The 17,897-nt window shown below is 34.1% G+C and carries 17 protein-coding genes; 12 read left to right on the plus strand and 5 right to left on the minus strand.

Translation table 11 applies throughout. The features are described 5' to 3' along the window. Positions 1 to 30: 30 nt before the first annotated feature. The 3 genes from Q0845_RS24230 to Q0845_RS24240 all read right to left on the minus strand — a co-directional run bounded on the left by Q0845_RS24230 (position 31) and on the right by Q0845_RS24240 (position 2,962). Positions 31 to 504, minus strand: a complete 474-nt coding sequence (locus Q0845_RS24230; protein ID WP_298519397.1) for a hypothetical protein — start codon at positions 502 to 504, stop codon at positions 31 to 33. A 464-nt stretch (positions 505 to 968) separates the two neighbouring features. Beyond that, the gene (locus Q0845_RS24235; RefSeq protein WP_298519400.1) at positions 969 to 1,256 is read right to left on the minus strand and encodes a hypothetical protein; all 288 of its coding nucleotides are present in this window, start codon (positions 1,254 to 1,256) and stop codon (positions 969 to 971) included. A gap of 74 nt (positions 1,257 to 1,330) precedes the next feature. Beyond that, positions 1,331 to 2,962, minus strand: a complete 1,632-nt coding sequence (locus Q0845_RS24240) for an ABC transporter substrate-binding protein (RefSeq protein WP_298519405.1) — start codon at positions 2,960 to 2,962, stop codon at positions 1,331 to 1,333. Between the two features lie 232 nt (positions 2,963 to 3,194). On the opposite strand from Q0845_RS24240, the gene mtaB reads away from it, so the two are divergent. The 4 genes from mtaB to Q0845_RS24260 all read left to right on the plus strand — a co-directional run bounded on the left by mtaB (position 3,195) and on the right by Q0845_RS24260 (position 7,460). Next, positions 3,195 to 4,532, plus strand: coding sequence for a tRNA (N(6)-L-threonylcarbamoyladenosine(37)-C(2))-methylthiotransferase MtaB (gene mtaB, locus Q0845_RS24245; protein WP_298519408.1), 1,338 nt, complete (start codon positions 3,195 to 3,197; stop codon positions 4,530 to 4,532). A gap of 161 nt (positions 4,533 to 4,693) precedes the next feature. Beyond that, the gene (locus Q0845_RS24250) at positions 4,694 to 5,317 is read left to right on the plus strand and encodes a hypothetical protein (RefSeq protein WP_298519411.1); all 624 of its coding nucleotides are present in this window, start codon (positions 4,694 to 4,696) and stop codon (positions 5,315 to 5,317) included. 206 nt (positions 5,318 to 5,523) lie between these two features. Next, entirely contained in the window at positions 5,524 to 6,390 is an 867-nt protein-coding gene (locus Q0845_RS24255) for a hypothetical protein (RefSeq protein WP_298519414.1), read from the plus strand. Between the two features lie 170 nt (positions 6,391 to 6,560). Then, positions 6,561 to 7,460, plus strand: a complete 900-nt coding sequence (locus Q0845_RS24260) for a DUF6438 domain-containing protein (RefSeq protein ID WP_298519417.1) — start codon at positions 6,561 to 6,563, stop codon at positions 7,458 to 7,460. A 59-nt stretch (positions 7,461 to 7,519) separates the two neighbouring features. On the opposite strand, the gene Q0845_RS24265 is transcribed toward Q0845_RS24260, so the two are convergent. Continuing rightward, positions 7,520 to 7,816 carry an N-acetyltransferase gene (locus Q0845_RS24265; protein WP_298519420.1) on the minus strand — a complete coding sequence of 99 codons (297 nt, stop codon included), beginning with the start codon at positions 7,814 to 7,816 and terminating at the stop codon, positions 7,520 to 7,522. Between the two features lie 118 nt (positions 7,817 to 7,934). Here Q0845_RS24265 and Q0845_RS24270 point away from each other — a divergent pair, with 118 nt between their 5' ends. Together Q0845_RS24270 and Q0845_RS24275 are read left to right on the plus strand one after the other, a co-directional pair. Further along, entirely contained in the window at positions 7,935 to 8,597 is a 663-nt protein-coding gene (locus Q0845_RS24270; protein ID WP_298519423.1) for an alpha/beta hydrolase, read from the plus strand. Positions 8,598 to 8,746: 149 nt separating this feature from the next. After that, positions 8,747 to 9,709 (plus strand): lytic transglycosylase domain-containing protein, encoded by a 963-nt coding sequence (locus Q0845_RS24275; RefSeq protein WP_298519426.1) that lies wholly within the window; start codon positions 8,747 to 8,749, stop codon positions 9,707 to 9,709. 80 nt (positions 9,710 to 9,789) lie between these two features. Here Q0845_RS24275 and Q0845_RS24280 read toward each other — a convergent pair whose 3' ends face one another. Then, on the minus strand, positions 9,790 to 10,296 hold the full coding sequence (locus Q0845_RS24280; RefSeq protein ID WP_298519430.1) for a hypothetical protein: 507 nt from the start codon (positions 10,294 to 10,296) through the stop codon (positions 9,790 to 9,792). Positions 10,297 to 10,564: 268 nt separating this feature from the next. Here Q0845_RS24280 and Q0845_RS24285 point away from each other — a divergent pair, with 268 nt between their 5' ends. The 6 genes from Q0845_RS24285 to Q0845_RS24310 are packed head-to-tail and all read left to right on the plus strand — an operon-like array spanning position 10,565 to position 17,870. Beyond that, positions 10,565 to 11,206: a hypothetical protein gene (locus Q0845_RS24285; RefSeq protein WP_298519433.1), complete on the plus strand. Its 642-nt coding sequence runs from the start codon at positions 10,565 to 10,567 to the stop codon at positions 11,204 to 11,206. A gap of 5 nt (positions 11,207 to 11,211) precedes the next feature. After that, positions 11,212 to 12,345 carry an AAA family ATPase gene (locus tag Q0845_RS24290; RefSeq protein WP_298519437.1) on the plus strand — a complete coding sequence of 378 codons (1,134 nt, stop codon included), beginning with the start codon at positions 11,212 to 11,214 and terminating at the stop codon, positions 12,343 to 12,345. Then, on the plus strand, positions 12,318 to 13,043 hold the full coding sequence (locus Q0845_RS24295) for a hypothetical protein (RefSeq protein ID WP_298519440.1): 726 nt from the start codon (positions 12,318 to 12,320) through the stop codon (positions 13,041 to 13,043). The genes Q0845_RS24290 and Q0845_RS24295 overlap by 28 nt, the downstream gene beginning before the upstream one ends. A 3-nt stretch (positions 13,044 to 13,046) precedes the next feature. Beyond that, positions 13,047 to 15,440 carry a hypothetical protein gene (locus tag Q0845_RS24300; protein ID WP_298519443.1) on the plus strand — a complete coding sequence of 798 codons (2,394 nt, stop codon included), beginning with the start codon at positions 13,047 to 13,049 and terminating at the stop codon, positions 15,438 to 15,440. Then, on the plus strand, positions 15,437 to 16,876 hold the full coding sequence (locus Q0845_RS24305) for a hypothetical protein (RefSeq protein WP_298519446.1): 1,440 nt from the start codon (positions 15,437 to 15,439) through the stop codon (positions 16,874 to 16,876). The genes Q0845_RS24300 and Q0845_RS24305 overlap by 4 nt, the downstream gene beginning before the upstream one ends. Then, positions 16,869 to 17,870: a hypothetical protein gene (locus tag Q0845_RS24310; RefSeq protein WP_298519449.1), complete on the plus strand. Its 1,002-nt coding sequence runs from the start codon at positions 16,869 to 16,871 to the stop codon at positions 17,868 to 17,870. Before Q0845_RS24305 ends, Q0845_RS24310 begins: the two co-directional genes overlap by 8 nt. Positions 17,871 to 17,897 lie beyond the last annotated feature (27 nt).

Here is a 17,897-nt window from a genome sequence, read left to right on the forward strand (position 1 = left end):
CGGCTTTTGTATGTGTATATTTAGTATAAACTATAATAAAATTCTAAAGCTACCATTGGTAATTTGTATATTAGAACCTGGATTTGAAGCTTCTCTAAGTTCGCCTGAAAAAGTACCTTCAATCTTTTCTGAATTGTTTATGGTGACATTAATGGCAATTGTTCCATCGGAATCACTATAATCTACTCCGTTGTAGAAGACTCTGATTGGCAAATCAAAAAGAGCTGCATTAGCGCCAGTTTCATCGTCAATAATGTTTAAAAGAATCGTGTTGTTGGTAGTATCAGTATTAATAGTTCCTGTAATGGAATAGAGTATTGATGAACCGCCATTTGTAGTAGAAGTGCTATACCCAATAATGTCAGCATTTTGTTCTGCATCATCTATAGTCGCACGTATAAAAGATTCTTCAGGAGTAGGTTCTTCAATCGAATCATCTGAAGACGAACAAGAAGTGAAAAAAGCTGTTGCACATAGAAATAGTAATAAAATTGTTTTATTCATGATATAATTATTTGTTTTATATCAGATAGGGTATTATCGTAAAATATATTACCCAAATAATTGCAAAAAAAACCGTCTCAAAACTTGTTGAAACGGACTTAAAATATGATGCTATTCTTTAGATTAAAAATTGATCTAAAGAGTTTTAGTTTACACCTGGTATACAAACAAAAAGTAGTACATGGAAACTGCAAGAATACAGCCTACAATCGAAAATATAATAATTGTTTTTCGACGCGATTGACGATTTTGTTGTTGCATACGAGTTTTAATTGTATTCAATAAACGTTGAGAAACTTTCTTATCTGATGGTCTAGAAATCTTTGTACCAATATAAGCTCTAATACGATCAAATTTATTGATGCGTTTACGTTTATTGTTGCGTAAAGTACTGATAGCGAAAAATGAAAAACCAGACATAATAAAGTGTTTTAAAGGTTGATACTAATTTTAATAATGACGATTTAGAAATTTAAAAAAGTTCCCAATCTTAATATTCCAGAAATTATCCCAATAGTCAAGGGAATTGCAATGATAAAAGCGATAATAAGTTTGTCTCGCTCTTTGCGCTGTTGCTTTTTAATTTTTTCTCGAATAGCGCTTAATTGTATTTCTGTAATTTTTGGAGAATTACTTTTCTTCCTGTAGTCTTTGTAATAACGACGGTTCTTATTGAAAGGATTCCGTTTGTTACGCCGTACTCTTGTTCGGTATAAATCTCCATGAACGTAAAATGCTGCTCCTGATCCCATAATCTTCTTCTTTTAAATTCAACATATATACCATATTAGTATATAAAAGAAGAAAAATGTTACATATGTAACAATTAGTTTGTTTTTGAAACACGCTTTAGTTCTAGTAAATTCTGAGCATTGATGCCCAAACCTTGTACGTTTTTTTGGGTAAATCGTACGACTTGATCGTAGTATAAAGGAATTAATGGCGCTTCTGAAATTAGTAGTGAATCCATTTTAGTATATAGCTTTGCGCGAAGATTTGCATCCGTTTCTCGAAGTGCAGTTTCATACCATTCGTCAAACTGTGGGTTTTTAAAATGTGTATAATTTGGACCATTAGGCGCGAAGTTTTTACTATAGAAAAGTGATAAATAATTCTCGGCATCTGGATAATCGGCAATCCAACTAGCTCTAAAAATTGGCAATTCTCCTTTCGATCGTAATTCACGAATCGTAGAAGCAGGAATCACATTGACACTGGCTTTGATGCCTACTTTTTCAAGCTCTCGCTGAATGTACTCACAGAAGTTTAAATATTGACCATTGGTGGTAATAGCAACCTCTGGAGTTGTATTTCCAGTTTCTTCAATATATTGATTGACTAAATTTTTAGCGAGTTCTGGTTCATACTCAAACCCTTTGATATTGTCAAAACCAGGCAATCCTTTCGGAATAAAACCATGAATAGCTGGTGTTCCAATTCCGCTTCGCAAATACGTAATCATCTTTTTACGATCAAAACTGTAATTCATTGCCTTTCGTAATAAATGATGACTAGAAACATTGGTACTATCACCAATAAAAATTCCTAAATATTCTGTGTTTAAATACGGGCCAGAAATCATATTCACATCTTCAGCATATGTTGCACGTAAGTGTCCGGTAGCATTTAAAATCTCATCTTGGTATGAAGGATCAAGTGAATTTAAAAAGTCAATATTTCCTTGCACAAACTGCAAAAACTCACTTTGTTTATCAGGCAAAAAAGTAATGGCAACAGCTTCTAAATATGGAAGATTATTTCCAGCTTCATCTTTTTCAAAATAAGTAGGATTCTTTCGTAAAACCAGTTTTGTATTCTCTTCCCAAATCTTAAACTGAAAAGGACCTGTTCCAATTGGATGCGCTCTAAAATCATTGCCGTAATGTTCCACAATTTCTTTAGGAACTACCGAACAATATTTCATAGTAAGTAAACTCAAAAAAGCTGGAAATGGTTGTTTTAGCTGAATTTGAAATGTTTTTGCATCAATCGCTTTAAAACTTTTTACGCTTTTAAAAATCCAACGTCCGCTAGAAGCTAACCTGTCATCTAAAATTCGCCCAAAACTATATTCAAAATCCTGTGCAGTAACGATTCGTGTACTATCTTTCCCGAACAATTCATGTTTATGAAACTGTACATCGTCACGCAATGTAAAAACATAGGTCAAGGCATCATCGGATACTTTCCAAGAAGTAGCAATTGCTGGAATGACATTCAAATCGGAATCCATCTCAACCAAACCATTAAACAGTTGATGTACAGCCCAAATATTACGCTGATCTTTCGCAAAAGCAGGATCTAACGAAGTAATATTGGCATGCTCATTATAACGAAAAACTAAATGATCTCTACTTTCAGAAGTGTCTTGTTGGCACGAAAAAGAAATCAACAACAAACAAAGAATTGATATATAAGTGATTACCAATTTAAAATGTTGCATTGTTAATTTTATCATATTCTGAATTAATTGTAAATTTGCTGGCTTTTATAATAATTTTGTCAGTTCGAGCGCAGTCGAGAACAATTTGATAATTTCTGTTATTATAGAATCTCAACTGTGATCGATTTCACATCGTCGCACTTAAATAAAAGATACAATATCTTAATTGCTTTTTTGCTAAATTAAAGGTTTAAAAGTACATAATAAAAAACACAAATCGCTACCGTTTTGGTAGAAAAGTACAGGAATGAACGATAGAAAAAAAGTCGCTTTTTATACGCTAGGTTGCAAACTGAATTTTTCAGAAACTTCTACAATTGCACGAAACTTTCAAGAAGAAGGTTTTGAAAAGGTAGATTTTTCAGAACATGCCGATATGTATGTTATCAATACATGCAGTGTTACGGAAAATGCTGATAAACGCTTTAAAACGATTGTCAAACAAGCGCAAAAAGTTAATCCTGATGCGTTTGTGGCGGCCGTTGGTTGTTATGCACAATTAAAACCGGAAGAATTAGCGGCTGTTGATGGTGTGGATTTGGTACTTGGCGCGACAGAAAAATTCAAAATCACAGATTATATCAATGATCTTACAAAAAACGATTTTGGAGAAGTACATTCTTGCGAAATTGAAGAAGCCGATTTTTATGTGGGAAGCTATTCAATTGGCGATCGTACACGTGCGTTCTTAAAAGTACAAGATGGTTGCGATTATAAATGTACCTATTGTACCATTCCATTAGCAAGAGGAATTTCTCGAAGTGATACTTTAGAAAATGTATTAAAAAACGCCAAAGAAATCTCTGAAAAAGACATCAAAGAAATTGTGCTAACAGGCGTAAATATTGGTGATTACGGAAAAGGAGAGTTTGGAAACAAAAAACACGAACATACCTTTTTAGAATTGGTGCAAGCGTTGGACAAAGTTGAAGGTATTGAGCGTTTGCGAATTTCTTCAATTGAACCAAATTTGCTAAAAAATGAAACGATTGATTTTGTTTCAAAGAGTAACACATTCGTACCGCATTTTCATATTCCATTGCAGAGTGGAAGCAATACTTTATTGCGTTTAATGCGCCGTCGTTACATGCGTGAACTGTATGTAGATCGTGTCACGCAAATCAAAAAAGTAATGCCAGATGCCTGTATTGGAGTCGATGTAATTGTCGGATTTCCTGGGGAAACGGACGAGTTGTTTTTAGAAACCTATAACTTCTTGATGGAATTAGATATTTCATACTTACACGTATTTACTTATTCAGAGCGTGAAAATACCGTAGCTGCCGAAATGGAAGGCGTTGTACCTCAGAATGTGCGTAAAAAACGTAGTAAAATGTTACGTGGTTTGTCTGTCAAAAAACGTAGAGCGTTCTATGAAAGTCAAATCGGGAAAACGAAAACGGTTTTATTTGAAGGCGAAAACAAAGAAGGATACATTCACGGATTTACAGAAAACTATGTAAAAGTAAAAGCACCTTGGAATCCTGAGTTGGTCAATACACTTCATCAAGTAACATTGACTAAAATTGACGACGACGGAATGGTTCGTTTTGACTTTGTAGACGAAAAAGTTGCGTTTAGTTAAATGTCGAGAAGCATTCATATCACAAAGAAAAATTTTGAAGGTTTAACGAAAGCTGAACTTGACGAACAGGCAAATGACCCAAATTCTGAGCTGAATCAATGGGCAAAAAAAAGCGCATTAAAAAAAGAGGTAAAGAAGAGTCGAAGCAAAACAATCAACACATGAAATACTTAGTACGATTAGTATTCTCTTTGCTATTAATGTCTTGTTCAAGCGAGCAAAAAAGTAATATTGAAGGACTTATTATTGACCCAAATATCAAAAATGAAGTTGAAAAATATATTACGGAAGCTCCAGAGTTGGCTTCATTGAATCAAGACATGCAAGCGTATCACAATAGTTTTCACATAGAAAGTTATAAAAATGATAGCTTGGATGTTTCATCTACCGATTTTTCTAAAAAAGCACCTTTTAAATCGTTTTACTATTGGCATGATGGTTCACTTAGAATTGATGGCGCTTATGGTATTTTTGGTGGATTCGGATTTAATATTCAAATAAGTGATCAGAAAGCAACGTTATATCATATGCTGAGTTCAGACGACTTTGCAACGTATGCATATCAGGAAAATGATGACTTTATTTTGAGACTAGATGTACCTTGCACAGCTACAAAAATAGTGCTCTCTGAAATACCCGATTCATCAAAACAGCAATTGATCTATGGATATGTAGAATTTAAAAGTAATGACTTTTATTCCATGTCAGACTCTTCTACCGGAGAACGAAATAAGATAAGAAACAATATGAAAATCTATTTCAAAAGCGGTTTTGTCAATTTATAGTAAGCACATTTTCTTTTACAGCTTGATTAAAATTGATACGCAACAATACAGTTAACTGTTCCAAAAGTACTGTTGTCTTTCTGTAATTATGATTTCACGCAGTTTGAAGCGTCTTCTTTTGATGTTCATTCAGATTTTTCTAGTTTTAACAACATAAAAACTATGTTTTCCATAAACAAGTACAACGTTAAAACCACTAAATTATAATGAAAAAACTACTATTATGTACATTCGTAACGCTTCTTAGTTGTCAGATGTACTCACAAAAAATGCTACTTTCTTGGAGTCAGGCTACGATTGAGAATTACACCATAGAAATGTATGATGCAGCACAAAAACTTACTCAGAAAGAACTTCTAGAAAAGTGCTTGCAAGATGCCAGTTGGAGTGAAGTTTTCCTAACGATGAATGCTTCTGTAAACAATTATAAAGATAATGTGGAATATAAAAAAGCATTAGCTGCGCAAATAACAAATACAAAAGAAACCAAGTTAAAAGGCACTAGTAGATTGATTATTTGGGATAGAATTATCAATGGAGATATTACTTTTGAAGGAAAAGGCTTGGTCTTTAAAAATGATTTGTTTTTAGTGAGTGGAAGAGTCAATCAGTTACTTGAGATATTAACAAGTAAAAGGTTTGGTATTGTAACGAGCCGTTCGACAAGTGATGAATTACAAGCACTACAGAAAAATTGGCAAGATTATTTATCGGGAGAAACGGTAGAAGAATTTACACCAAAAACATATAAAAATGCGGAAATTCCAGAAATAACTAGTAAAAAAGCATTTCAGGCGTTTGTCATTTCATTACAAGACAATCCAGAAAAGGAAAGAATTACCAAAAAGTGTTTGAAATTGGTGTATAAACTAGATGAAATGCCAGAAGATGAAGAATCTATAGCGCACAATTGCAATCCTGATACGTATACGTTTACCTATTTAACGCTCTTAACGAAAGATGAAACGGTAGATAAAAAGAAAGATGCCAAATGGTGGTTAGATTTTTGGAATAAAAACAAAGATCGGCTAGTGTGGAATGATGAACTTGGTCATTTCGAAGTTTCAAAATAATGATATTTTATTGATAGATAGCTTGTGTGTTTACTGTTTTTAAAGATTAGAATACAATACACTTCACCGTTTTTATAAGCGTTTGGTACGATTCATGTAATTATGAGGGTATAACTATTTATAATTACAAATAGATACTTATATTTAACTATTAAAAATGCCCAGATACTATGAAAACAACACTACTCTCTATATTAGTTTTGACTTTGATAAGTTGTGATGCTTCTACCAAAGAACTTATTGGAAGTTCATGGAAGGTTACGGAACTTAAAACAAACGGAACTATTGCTAAAACCACAAATGATGTGATTTTAACCATTAAAAGTGAAACTGATTTTTCACTACAATTGGACAAAAATAATTGTTTTGGAACGTATGCAATCACAGGAAAAAACAACATTAAACTCGAAAGTATAGGCTGTACAGAAATGTGTTGCGATTCAGATTTTTCGATGGCTGTTGTGAATGCATTGTATAAAGTTTCCAACATTAATCTTAACAAAGATCGCGTAAGCTTATCTTCAGATGAGGTTGAAATTAAATTTTTAAAAGTGAAAACTTCATCAGAAAATCAATCTAAAACAATGAATACCAACGAAAAACTTTCAGGAAAAGAAAAAATTCCAACAGAAGAAACGACGAATGTTGGCATGTTTGAAAATCCAGATAAAACTCAGAATGCAAGTGATGACGTTCCAAAAGGTGATTATATCGAATTGTACAAATCGCCATGCAAAGGAAATTGTGAAGAGTTTACCATGAAGTTTTACGAAGATGGAACGGTATATTACACAGGGAAATTCAATGCGCAGGTACAAGGAAAACATTCTGTAAAGTTAACGACAAGCAAATCAAAATCGTTGTTCCAAGACTTTGAACAGTCAAATTTCAGTAGTTATCAAGATAAATATGATGATGAAAAGATTATGGATATCCAAAATACATACTTAACCTATAAAGGGAAAAAGATTCATATTCGTTACAAATACAATGCGCCAAAAGAATTACAAGCATTACTTGAAAAAGTAGAAGCACAGGCAAAAGAAGCATTGGAGAAACTGAAGAAGTAATAAAGAAACACACATTTAGACATAAAAAAAAGGGAACTGATTAAGTTCCCTTTTTACTTTTAGATTCGGACGCCTACAGGCAATAAATCTTTATACTGTTTGTTCTTGCGTAAAAAACTAGCAATCTTAGGACTAGTTGGTACGACTCTCAAATTTCGCTCTTGAATGCTATCAAGAACTGTTTTGATAAATGCGTTTTTAAAATCTACATCGTCGAGCTCCTCAGGAACGATTAATTTCGTTAAAAATATTTTACGTTCTTGTAATGAATACTCAATCTTAGCGATCCCGTGATCTGTCTTGTGTTCAAATTGACGTAAAAATTCGTTATCATTGATAACAATTGCATTGTCCATAGCAGTTTAATTTTAAATTAATCTTAAAAAAGTGGTGTGTTTAGAAGAAATGTTGATTTAACTTTGCAAAGATAAGAAATTTAGAGTAGATTTCCGAGTTTTTAATGTTACTATCTGTATGAATGTAAGTAAAATACAAGTTTATTTTATGCCCGGAATGGCCGCCAATCCTGCAATATTCAAGCACATCGTACTACCTGAAGACGAATTTGAAGTACACTATTTAGAGTGGTTTTTACCTGAAAAAAAGGAGACTTTGGCGCATTATGCAGCAAGAATGGTAGAAAAAGTGAAGCATGACAACGTGATTTTAGTAGGTGTTTCCTTTGGTGGAATCTTGGTACAAGAAATGGCACGCCTCATCAATGTAAAAAAGATTTTTGTGATCTCAAGCGTCAAAACAAAACGCGAATTACCTCGTAGAATGAAGTTTGCACGTGCTACAAAACTCTATAAACTCCTTCCTACAGGCTTAGTCAATAATATAGAAGTCTTGCGTAAAGTTGCTTTTGGAAACTTGGCAACGAAACGTTTGGATTTGTATGAAGAATATCTTTCAGTTAGAGACAAACACTACATCGATTGGTCTATTGAGCAAATTGTCAATTGGAATCAAGAAAAACCATTGCCAAACACAATTCATATCAACGGAGACAAAGATTTGGTATTTCCTATACAACATATTTCGGACTGCATTCCCATCAAAGGAGGCACGCATATTATGGTACTCAATAAATTTAAGTGGTTTAATGAAAATTTACCGAGATTGATCAAAGAATAAAAAACTTTCCTTATCTTAACAATAAAATACACAGATAGCAGGATGATTCAAAATCAGTTTGTTATTTTTGTAATCCCTATCCGACCATTTTTACAATCACAACCAATAGTTAACGAAAATCGATTACGAAAATTTAAAAACAAGATACCATGCGTAAAATTAAAAATGGATTTGCTTTTTTAGGATTAATTTTCCTCGGAGTTTTATTGATGAATGCGGTACAACAAGACAAAGTCTTAACAGCTGAAAATGATGCTGCAACTCCAAGTCAGGCGACAAAAGCGACAATGAATGATACAAATGATTACAATGTATACGCTTTGGAAGTTCCGGAAACCTTAGAATTTGCAGGAGAAAAAGTTCCGTTGCATTTACCAGACATTAAGGAACGTATGGACAGAGAATTGTTGGTAAATACTTATTGGCAATCCAATGGTTTATTATTGTTTAAACGCGCGAATAAATATTTCCCGATTATTGAACCAATTCTAAAACAATACGGAGTTCCAGATGATTTTAAATACTTAGCTGTGATTGAAAGCGGATTGCAAAACGTAACATCTCCAGCAGGAGCGAGAGGTTTTTGGCAAATTATGAAAACGACTGGACGTGAAAATGGATTGGAAATCAATTCAAATGTAGACGAACGTTACCATTTAGAAAAAGCAACACATGTTGCCTGTAAATATTTATTGGCTGCTAAAAAGAGATTTGGAAATTGGACATCGGCTGCCGCAGCATATAATGCAGGAAATGGAGGCATTGGAAGACGTATGGAAGACCAACAAGTAGATTCGTATTACGATTTATTATTAGGACAAGAAACAGGACGTTACATTTTTAGAGTAATTGCTTTAAAAGAAATCTTTAGCAATGCTAAAAAATATGGTTTCAACTTTAATGAAAAGCATTTATACAAGCATATCCCAACCTACAAAGTAGAAGTAGATACAGCAGTCACGAACTTTGCAAGTTTCGCGAAAAAATTCAATATCAACTATAAAATCTTAAAAATTCACAATCCGTGGTTGCGCGAAAACAAGTTGAACAATAAGTCAAGAAAATTATATAAAATCGCGATTCCTGAAAAAGGATACTATCCAACGAAGTAATTCTGAATTGAATAAATATATAATAACAAATCTCCCAAAAAGTCGAGTTAGACATTTTGGGAGATTTTTTAATGTATCAATCATTCCAATCCAGAGAATGCTCTATCTGCACCGCCAAAAATGACAAATGTATCTTTATGCATTACAATGCCAGCGCCATGTTCTGGATCCCAAGGACATTCACATTCAAAGCCAATGGTACCGTAAATATCATCGCCTTTTTCATGGATGTGTAATGTGTGAATTGCCAAATGTTTTTTGACATCATTAATATCGTTCAATTCAGGAAAAAAAGTGTCGTCAAATGCTGTTTCTCCATACAATTCCATCAGTTTAGGATATTCCTCAAGAAAACCTTTACACAAGGCGTCTAACACTTCTTTTTGATGTGTAAAAAAGTATTCTAAAGCGTTTTTATATTGTGCCGCGTATTCGGTTTCATAACAGGAAATATGAATATTCAACCAGCCATCCGAACGCTCATAGGAATCATCATGAACGGCTTCTGTATCCCGAAATTTTTTGATTTCCTCAAAACATGCTTCTAAATATCCTTCTTCGTCTTCTTCAAAATTTAAATCAAACATATATCATTTTTAATTATCGTAAATAGCTGTCCAAACTAGAACTTTTTGAGTCAATTACAAAATTGACATAACGTAAATCAGTAAAAAATAAAGAGTATAATAACGCAATCCAAAAGTCAAGTTGTTGCATTGAGCACAGTAGAAATGTAGAACTATCACATTGAACGAAGTCGAAATGCAACCCTAAAAATTGCTTCTTCCATATAATTTTCGTTCTTTTGAGTAGTTACCAACCAATACATACGCTGCATATTGCGCATTCAATCTCTTGAGCTTACAAAATAACATACTACAAACCATTCATCACTTACGTACTTCTGGACAATTTGTTTTATACACAAACAAGCCCAAAGTAAGTACAAGTGAACTGAATGATTTAGCCGATTTTTTAGAGCAAGAATATGAAAATGAATCACTTAACTATCCGTTTGCTGCGCCAGAATTTCATAAAGAAGCGGCAGTTTGGGCAGCAAAAACGATTTACTATGCAGCACAGTTTTTAGCACATCGTATGGAAGAACCGAAAAATCTTGGGAAGTTTTTTGAAGACTTTAAAGGTGAAATATCGCCATCAGTCATACTTTCTACAGATATCTCACTACGATTTTTGCCATTCATTATCAAAGAATTAGAACATATTGACTTTGAAGATTGGTTGGTAAAAATCCTTAAAAAACAATTACAAACCTTTTCATATTCTGCAATTGGACACGATATGAACGAGGAAATTCAAGAAGAAAAACTTGCGAAACTCTTTCAAAATGACTGCTTTCGAACACTATTTACAGACAGAGTCATCGCAAAAAAAGATATCAGTCTTACGGCACATAAAATCATTCAAGAAAACGTTGCCATTCAATTGGGAGAACATTCCAATCAATTTTGGAGAGCGTTTGTACCTGAAGCATAAATACTATGAACGAAACACAAAAAATACGAACCATACTCGATGAAATCAAAAATGTCTTTGTTGGAAAAGATGAGGTGATTGATTTGTTGGGAATTGGACTATTAGCAAGAGAAAATGTATTCCTTTTAGGACCTCCAGGAACGGCAAAAAGTGCCATTGTAAAACAATTGTCGAGTCATGTGATTGGCGGAATTAACTTTGATTATCTCTTAACGCGATTCACGGAACCAAACGAAATCTTTGGTCCGCTAGACATTCGATTGTTAAAAGAAGGAGAATTGGTCACCAATACAGACGGAATGCTTCCAGAAGCTTCTCTAGTATTTTTGGATGAAATTTTCAATGCGAATTCTGCCATATTAAACAGTTTGCTGATGGCGTTGAACGAAAAGATATTTCGTAGAGGAAAAGAAACCAAAAAACTACCTGCGTTGATGTTTATCAGTGCAAGTAACCAATTGCCAGAAGATGAAACCTTGGCAGCTTTGTTAGATCGTTTCCTAATCCGATTAAAAGTAGACAATGTAAAACCCGATCGTTTGGAAGAAGTATTGCAAGCAGGATGGAAGTTAGAACGAAAAGAGAAAACATCACAAACGCAAATCTCTCCAGAAGAAATCAAAGATTTGCAAAAACAAGTAAAAGAGGTAGACTTAGCGCCGATTCGCAGTTCGTATATTGAGTTAATTCACAGTCTGCGAAATACAGGAATAGAAGTATCTGACAGACGTGCTGTAAAAATGCAAAACCTAGTCGCAGCAAGTGCCATGTTATGTGATCGTGATGTGGCGATTTTATCAGATTTATGGGTGTTAAAATATATTTGGAGTACAGAAGAACAAATAGAAACACTGCAAGCAACGGTAAATGCATTGATAGAGAAGGAGCAAACTGAAGCAGCAGTGCATCCGCAAGCATTTTTCAACAAAGCGCCAAATCCAGAAGAATTGATGAATGAAGTTTCAAACTTGCAACTAAAATTTTCAAATGAAGAAATCTCGTTGCAAGAACTCAATGTAATCAAAGACAAATTGCGCTATCTGCAAAACAGAACAGATTGGGTAAAAGATCAACAGAAAAAACAATACATAAATACGGAAATTGATCAATTGTGGAAAGAGATCTTACACAAGGTGTAACCGAATATTGGTTGCGATTGCCTTCAAAATATAAAGAAAAATTAGCGCAAATTCGTGTGTGGAAATCATTGCGAATGTCGACTGATATGGACGATATTTGGGTACGCGGAATTGCACCAAGTCAATTAAATAGTCCAGAAATACGTAGCATTCCATTCAAAAAAATATACTTTCAACATGAAAATGCTTTATTTCTCTTAGGAGGAAATTTACCCGAAGAACGTTTAAAAACATCTTTGCTTTGGTCGCCAATTCACAAAGCATTGCCAGTAGAAACGCCTGAATATAATTTCAATTTTTTTGAGTTGGATGCAAAAATAGGATTCAATATGGTGCCATCAAGCCAAGAGCGATTGGCAGTTGCACAATTAATTCCTTTAGATGTACTAGATGAAATAATTCCCAAAATGCCCGCAATTCGCTTACAATGCCTGAATTGGGTTATTATTGAAGACAAGGCTTTGCTCATTGGTTCACCATTACTTTCCATACCCGGAAAAACCTATTGGCAAAATCAAAACTTTTTGTTGCCAGCAGGATACGATTTTGAACATCCAGAATTGAGTACTTATTTTAACAAAAAAGTCAATCAAAACGGGAATGACATGATCGTTATGCAAACGGATCATAGCTATTTTAAGATCACAAAAGAAAACATACAAAAACTCACAATCAGCGGATACCGATTGTCACGATAACTCATGAACGAAACGCAGTCAAAAGCCATCTATTATTTTCAATCATACCAAAACTATTTTTGGGAATGGGAAGTTGACCATATGTTTCACGGAAGTGTAATAGAGAGTGCACAAGATTATCATGGCGGTTACAATTGTATTAGCATTCCCGATGGAATGACCATTGCGTATAAAGAACAAATTACGGAAATCTTAAAGTTACTTTCAGACACAGGATTTCCACCATTTGGCGCATTGATCCTCACATTTTTGGCAACAAACTCTGGAGAAGTAAGCGCTGCCATAAAAGAAATATTTGAGGATATTTTAGAACGACATATAAATTTCCCAGCGGTTGATCATATTGACTTTGCAGCAGCAGAAACATTTTTAAAAACCTTAATTGCATTACCATCAGTATATACAAAAGGGAAAAATAGAATTGATTTATTTGTGTTTTTGTTTGAAACGGCAAATCACAGTTTATCTCCAAAATTCTCAGGAGAAATTTTAGATTTTATAGAAAATCATAGTTTTCAACTCAATCAATGTAGCGTAAAAAAGGAGATGACTGTGACGGCTCTGAGTAAGGATATCAATGCTTTGGCGTTATTACATCACAGATATCCTACCGTAGATGATTTGTTGACAGCATGGTTTAAAATGACGGAAGTTCCTGTAGATCCTGAAGATACAGAACTAGAACACTTTAGCGATGATCCAGATTTTATTCAAGAATTGATAGAAGACCCAAAAACGTTCTTTATGGGAAGTTTAATCAAGCGTTTATGGTCTGGAATTCAATTGCCAATGCATTATGTACATCCTGGAGAAATGCCTTTGGGCGGAATTTCGGATATTACCAACAAAGGAAAGTTTGACAATATTCTGATCTCTGAATTTGCCAATGACGATTTGATATTTTTACACAGAATAGCCAACAAAGAAGCCTTATTCATTCGCCGAGAAACCACGCCAGAAGAAGATTTACGCACACGTATATTTTTAATAGATACGACGATTAAAAACTGGGGAACACCAAAAATATTGTCATTTGCAACAGCTTTTTCATTCATTCATCATCCAAAAAATGAAATGAACTTTCAGCCGTATGCTTTAGGGGAAACCTATACGCCGTTGTACTTTGATGCCAAAGAAAAAATTATAAGCGGATTGCAACGTACATCGCCTTTGTTAGATGCTGCAGCAGCGATTGAACAGTTTATTGAAGAATGTAAAGAAGATACTATAGAAATTACCTTGTTTACAGCAGCTAAAACGCTGGAACATCAAAATATAAGACGTTTATTCAACGTACATCATAGCAAATTTGGAGGTGTCATTACATCGGACAGTCAAGGAAATATTGACGTGTATAAAATAAAGCAAGGTTCAAAACGCTTGACAAAGCATATTCAATTGCCGTTGGCTGAGTTATGGGCAAATCCACCGAGAAAGAAAAAGTTAAGACCGAAAAAAGATCCAAAAATTGATCCTAAAGTAATTAACTATCCTTTATTATATGGTTTTCCAACGCGAGGAACCATCAACTTTGCTGACGATACATACGCGTATGTATTACAGAAAAATGGAGATTTATTCCGTGCCGAAAGTCATAAAAAAGGGTTCAGAATGATCAAGCGTGACATTCGATTTGTGACAGGAATTAAGCAAAACAAATTAGCAGCCATGTACGAAGATGAGTTGATGATAGTGTATTGGACGACAGATCATCACATGATTTTTAAAACGACTTCGATGACCTGTAGTTATAAGTCAGATCTGTCAAAATATGAAAAAGCTGTTTTCAAACATCTCATCATTTATGACGAAAGTCTGTTTCTAGTGACCAAGAAATATTACAGTGACGAACCTTTATTTACCTATTTTGATTTTGATGATTATAGTTACTTTGATGTAGACAATCCAAATTCTGAACTCAAAAGAACATATCAAGCATATCTAAAAAATCAAGCCACTTATTTTGAAGGTTCGGTGTTTACTAAAATCAACGCAATAACCATTACCAAAGATTTAGAAATTGTATTCAATCATAAACACCGTTTAGACCTTATTGGAGAAACGGGTTATTTTGAAATGATTGATAGAGAAGCCGCTGGTTTGGATGAAGAATTTACCAAGCATCTTCACAAGCGAAATCAACGATTAGAATACATAGAAGGAAGTGTCATTACGATCGATAAAAATGGTATTATTACTTTTAAAAGTGGCAATCCAAACATTCCAACATTTTACCTGTCATCCTACATTGGGATTGGAATAGGGATTGCAACTGACGAAGAATTTGCTGGAAACGATTATTTTAAACCTGAAGACGCATCGCTGAAAAAAATAAAAGTATTTGAATTTGATGCAAAATACATGGAACCTTTCTTAGAACACATACTAAACACATGAAGTTAGCATTACAACATACCGATAACAGTCCGTACGCACGTTGCGGAATCTTTATCAAGCATGCTTCGCCAAAAGTATGGTTGGAAGAAATTACGCGGATGCAACTAAAGCTTTCAGAATGCAGATTATATCCATGTCCGGGAACGGAAGCAAATAGCATTTCGGGTGTTTTAATCATTTTTAAAACGGAACAGAAAAAAATAGATACGCATGCGAATGTATGTGTGCAAAAAGTTCAAACGGGCTTTTATATTCCTGAAAACACAAAGCTGAATATGGCGCTGACACAGGAAGAATTCACAAAATTATTGCAAGGAAAACCACATTTCTTTCATCATCAATATGGTTTGATAGAGCTGATCTCGGAAGTGCAATGGGAAACGATTATTCAAGTGCCTAAAGAACAATTTCCAGCAATAGAAACACCTGCAAAAGGCGTCAACATTCCAATGGAAGTCACAGCGTTTAGTGTAGAAATTGAAGAAAAAGAAACCGAAACAACGCTCGAAAACCCGTTTAGTGGTCAAGAAGTAAATCCGGAAGATTTGCCTTTTGATATGAAAAAAGTACTACAAGGGAACAACAAAGAAGTTGATAAATACTTAAGATACTTAGAAAAAAATCCAGAAGCCGCTTTAAAAATGGCAGTGCCGTTGGATATGATGGGAACTTCTCGCGGGAAAGCCTTTGCGAAGTATAAATTTAAAAGTAATTTCTTTGATAAAATTGGATTTGGAGATGTTTCTGAAGGAACAAAAACAAAGTTCAAAACAATCGTTGGAATCTTGGCAATCATTGCTATTTTTTGGGTTGGATACTATGTTGTTGATCAACACAAAAAACAACAAATAGAAGTAGTAAGAGGAAAAACACAAGTGCGTTCTCAAAACGGTACAGAGTTAACGAATGAGGATATTGTTGACGTAAACAATGAACTAGATTCAGAAACCTTGCTTACAGAAACAGAAATCAACGATTTTAACAATACTAGAAGAACAAGCAACAAAAATAGAGTAGCAGAAGAAACCGCCGACAACTATCTCACTAATGGTTTCATCATTTTTATAGCGCTTGTATTTGGATTTATTTTGTTTGGATATTTAATCACATCAAGAAAAAAAGTACGTTCAAAATCACAACCGCAAAATGATAATAAACCAAGTTCTTGGATGGATTTACCAGAAGAAAGCGAAGTATTCTCTTTTACAGATGAAGAAGCATCACGTGGCTCTAATTTTTATTTTGGAGGAAACGAATTATCGGCACAAAGCAAAGTACTCATTGTATTCATACTCATTGCTTTGTTGGCGTATCTTTTCTATCCAATGTTAACGACGCCAGGCATAGGAACCGTATTTTTTATCATGACTATTTTTATTGTGATTCGACTTTTATATTTATTAATCAGTAAAAATAAAACCATTCTAGATGACTAACACACAAGGAAGTAAGTTTCACGCAAAGCTGATGTACTTCATGATCTTTGTGTTATTCTTAAAATTTATATATCTCATTATAACCTCTATAGTTGCAGGTGATTTTCCAAGCTTTTTATTTGGAATCATCATACTTGGAATCGTGTTTTTTGTGCTTTCCTATATGATAAATTCATTGTTTGGAGAAACATTATCTAACAGAGATGGAGCAGGAGGAAGAACTTCTACCATTGGCGATAATCAGTTCAATAGTCTGATGCAGCGTTATGAAAAACTCACAGACGAATTCATAGAAAAAAAGCAATACAAAAAGGCAGCCTACATTCAACTAAAATTATTGCGAAACCCATACAGAGCGGCTAATATTTTAAAAGAAGGACATTTGTATAATGAGGCAGCACACATCTATCTAAAAAAATGCCATCGAAAAGAAGATGCTGCGGAATGCTATGAACTTGCACGTTCGTACACAAAATCTATCAAACTCTACAAAGAGTTGGAAATGAACGAAAAAGTAGGTGATATTTACTCAAAAATAAAAGATACAGAGAAAGCGCATCATCATTACCAAATTGTAGTGGACGATTATGTAAAAAACTATCAATACGTAAAAGCGTCATTGATGTTTCGTAAAAAAATGGACAACATACCAGCAGCCAATGAATTATTGCTACAAGGTTGGACAGATAATAAAGATGCGGTGAATTGTGCTAATAACTACTTTGCCAATTTCAAAGACAAAGAAAGATTGCAACAAGAACTCAATGAATTCAAAGAAAACCGTGTAAGTAAAGCAAACGAACGGAATTTCCTAAAAGCATTAACCTACGAATACAATAAAGACATTGCACCAAAAGAAGACGTGCAAAAAATGGCGTATGAATTAATCTCAAAAAATAGTCAAAACGATGAAATGATGTCGTTGCTAAAACATTTTGTAAATGACGATATGCAATTAACCAAAGACGTCTTGCGACACAAAACCAAGCGATAGACTAGATTTGCAGATAATATCAAACTT

It is taken from the genome of uncultured Kordia sp. (genome assembly GCF_947489565.1).
Taxonomy (GTDB): Bacteria; Bacteroidota; Bacteroidia; order Flavobacteriales; family Flavobacteriaceae; genus Kordia.

Coding starts and splice junctions, on each gene's coding strand:
- Q0845_RS24265 (WP_298519420.1), bottom strand. CDS start 7,816: ATGGACAATGCAATTGTTATCAATGATAACGAATTTTTACGTCAATTT.
- mtaB (WP_298519408.1), top strand. CDS start 3,195: ATGAACGATAGAAAAAAAGTCGCTTTTTATACGCTAGGTTGCAAACTG.
- Q0845_RS24300 (WP_298519443.1), top strand. CDS start 13,047: ATGAACGAAACGCAGTCAAAAGCCATCTATTATTTTCAATCATACCAA.
- Q0845_RS24290 (WP_298519437.1), top strand. CDS start 11,212: ATGAACGAAACACAAAAAATACGAACCATACTCGATGAAATCAAAAAT.
- Q0845_RS24280 (WP_298519430.1), bottom strand. CDS start 10,296: ATGTTTGATTTAAATTTTGAAGAAGACGAAGAAGGATATTTAGAAGCA.
- Q0845_RS24250 (WP_298519411.1), top strand. CDS start 4,694: ATGAAATACTTAGTACGATTAGTATTCTCTTTGCTATTAATGTCTTGT.
- Q0845_RS24270 (WP_298519423.1), top strand. CDS start 7,935: ATGAATGTAAGTAAAATACAAGTTTATTTTATGCCCGGAATGGCCGCC.
- Q0845_RS24305 (WP_298519446.1), top strand. CDS start 15,437: ATGAAGTTAGCATTACAACATACCGATAACAGTCCGTACGCACGTTGC.
- Q0845_RS24310 (WP_298519449.1), top strand. CDS start 16,869: ATGACTAACACACAAGGAAGTAAGTTTCACGCAAAGCTGATGTACTTC.
- Q0845_RS24235 (WP_298519400.1), bottom strand. CDS start 1,256: ATGGGATCAGGAGCAGCATTTTACGTTCATGGAGATTTATACCGAACA.
- Q0845_RS24230 (WP_298519397.1), bottom strand. CDS start 504: ATGAATAAAACAATTTTATTACTATTTCTATGTGCAACAGCTTTTTTC.
- Q0845_RS24260 (WP_298519417.1), top strand. CDS start 6,561: ATGAAAACAACACTACTCTCTATATTAGTTTTGACTTTGATAAGTTGT.
- Q0845_RS24275 (WP_298519426.1), top strand. CDS start 8,747: ATGCGTAAAATTAAAAATGGATTTGCTTTTTTAGGATTAATTTTCCTC.
- Q0845_RS24240 (WP_298519405.1), bottom strand. CDS start 2,962: ATGATAAAATTAACAATGCAACATTTTAAATTGGTAATCACTTATATA.
- Q0845_RS24255 (WP_298519414.1), top strand. CDS start 5,524: ATGAAAAAACTACTATTATGTACATTCGTAACGCTTCTTAGTTGTCAG.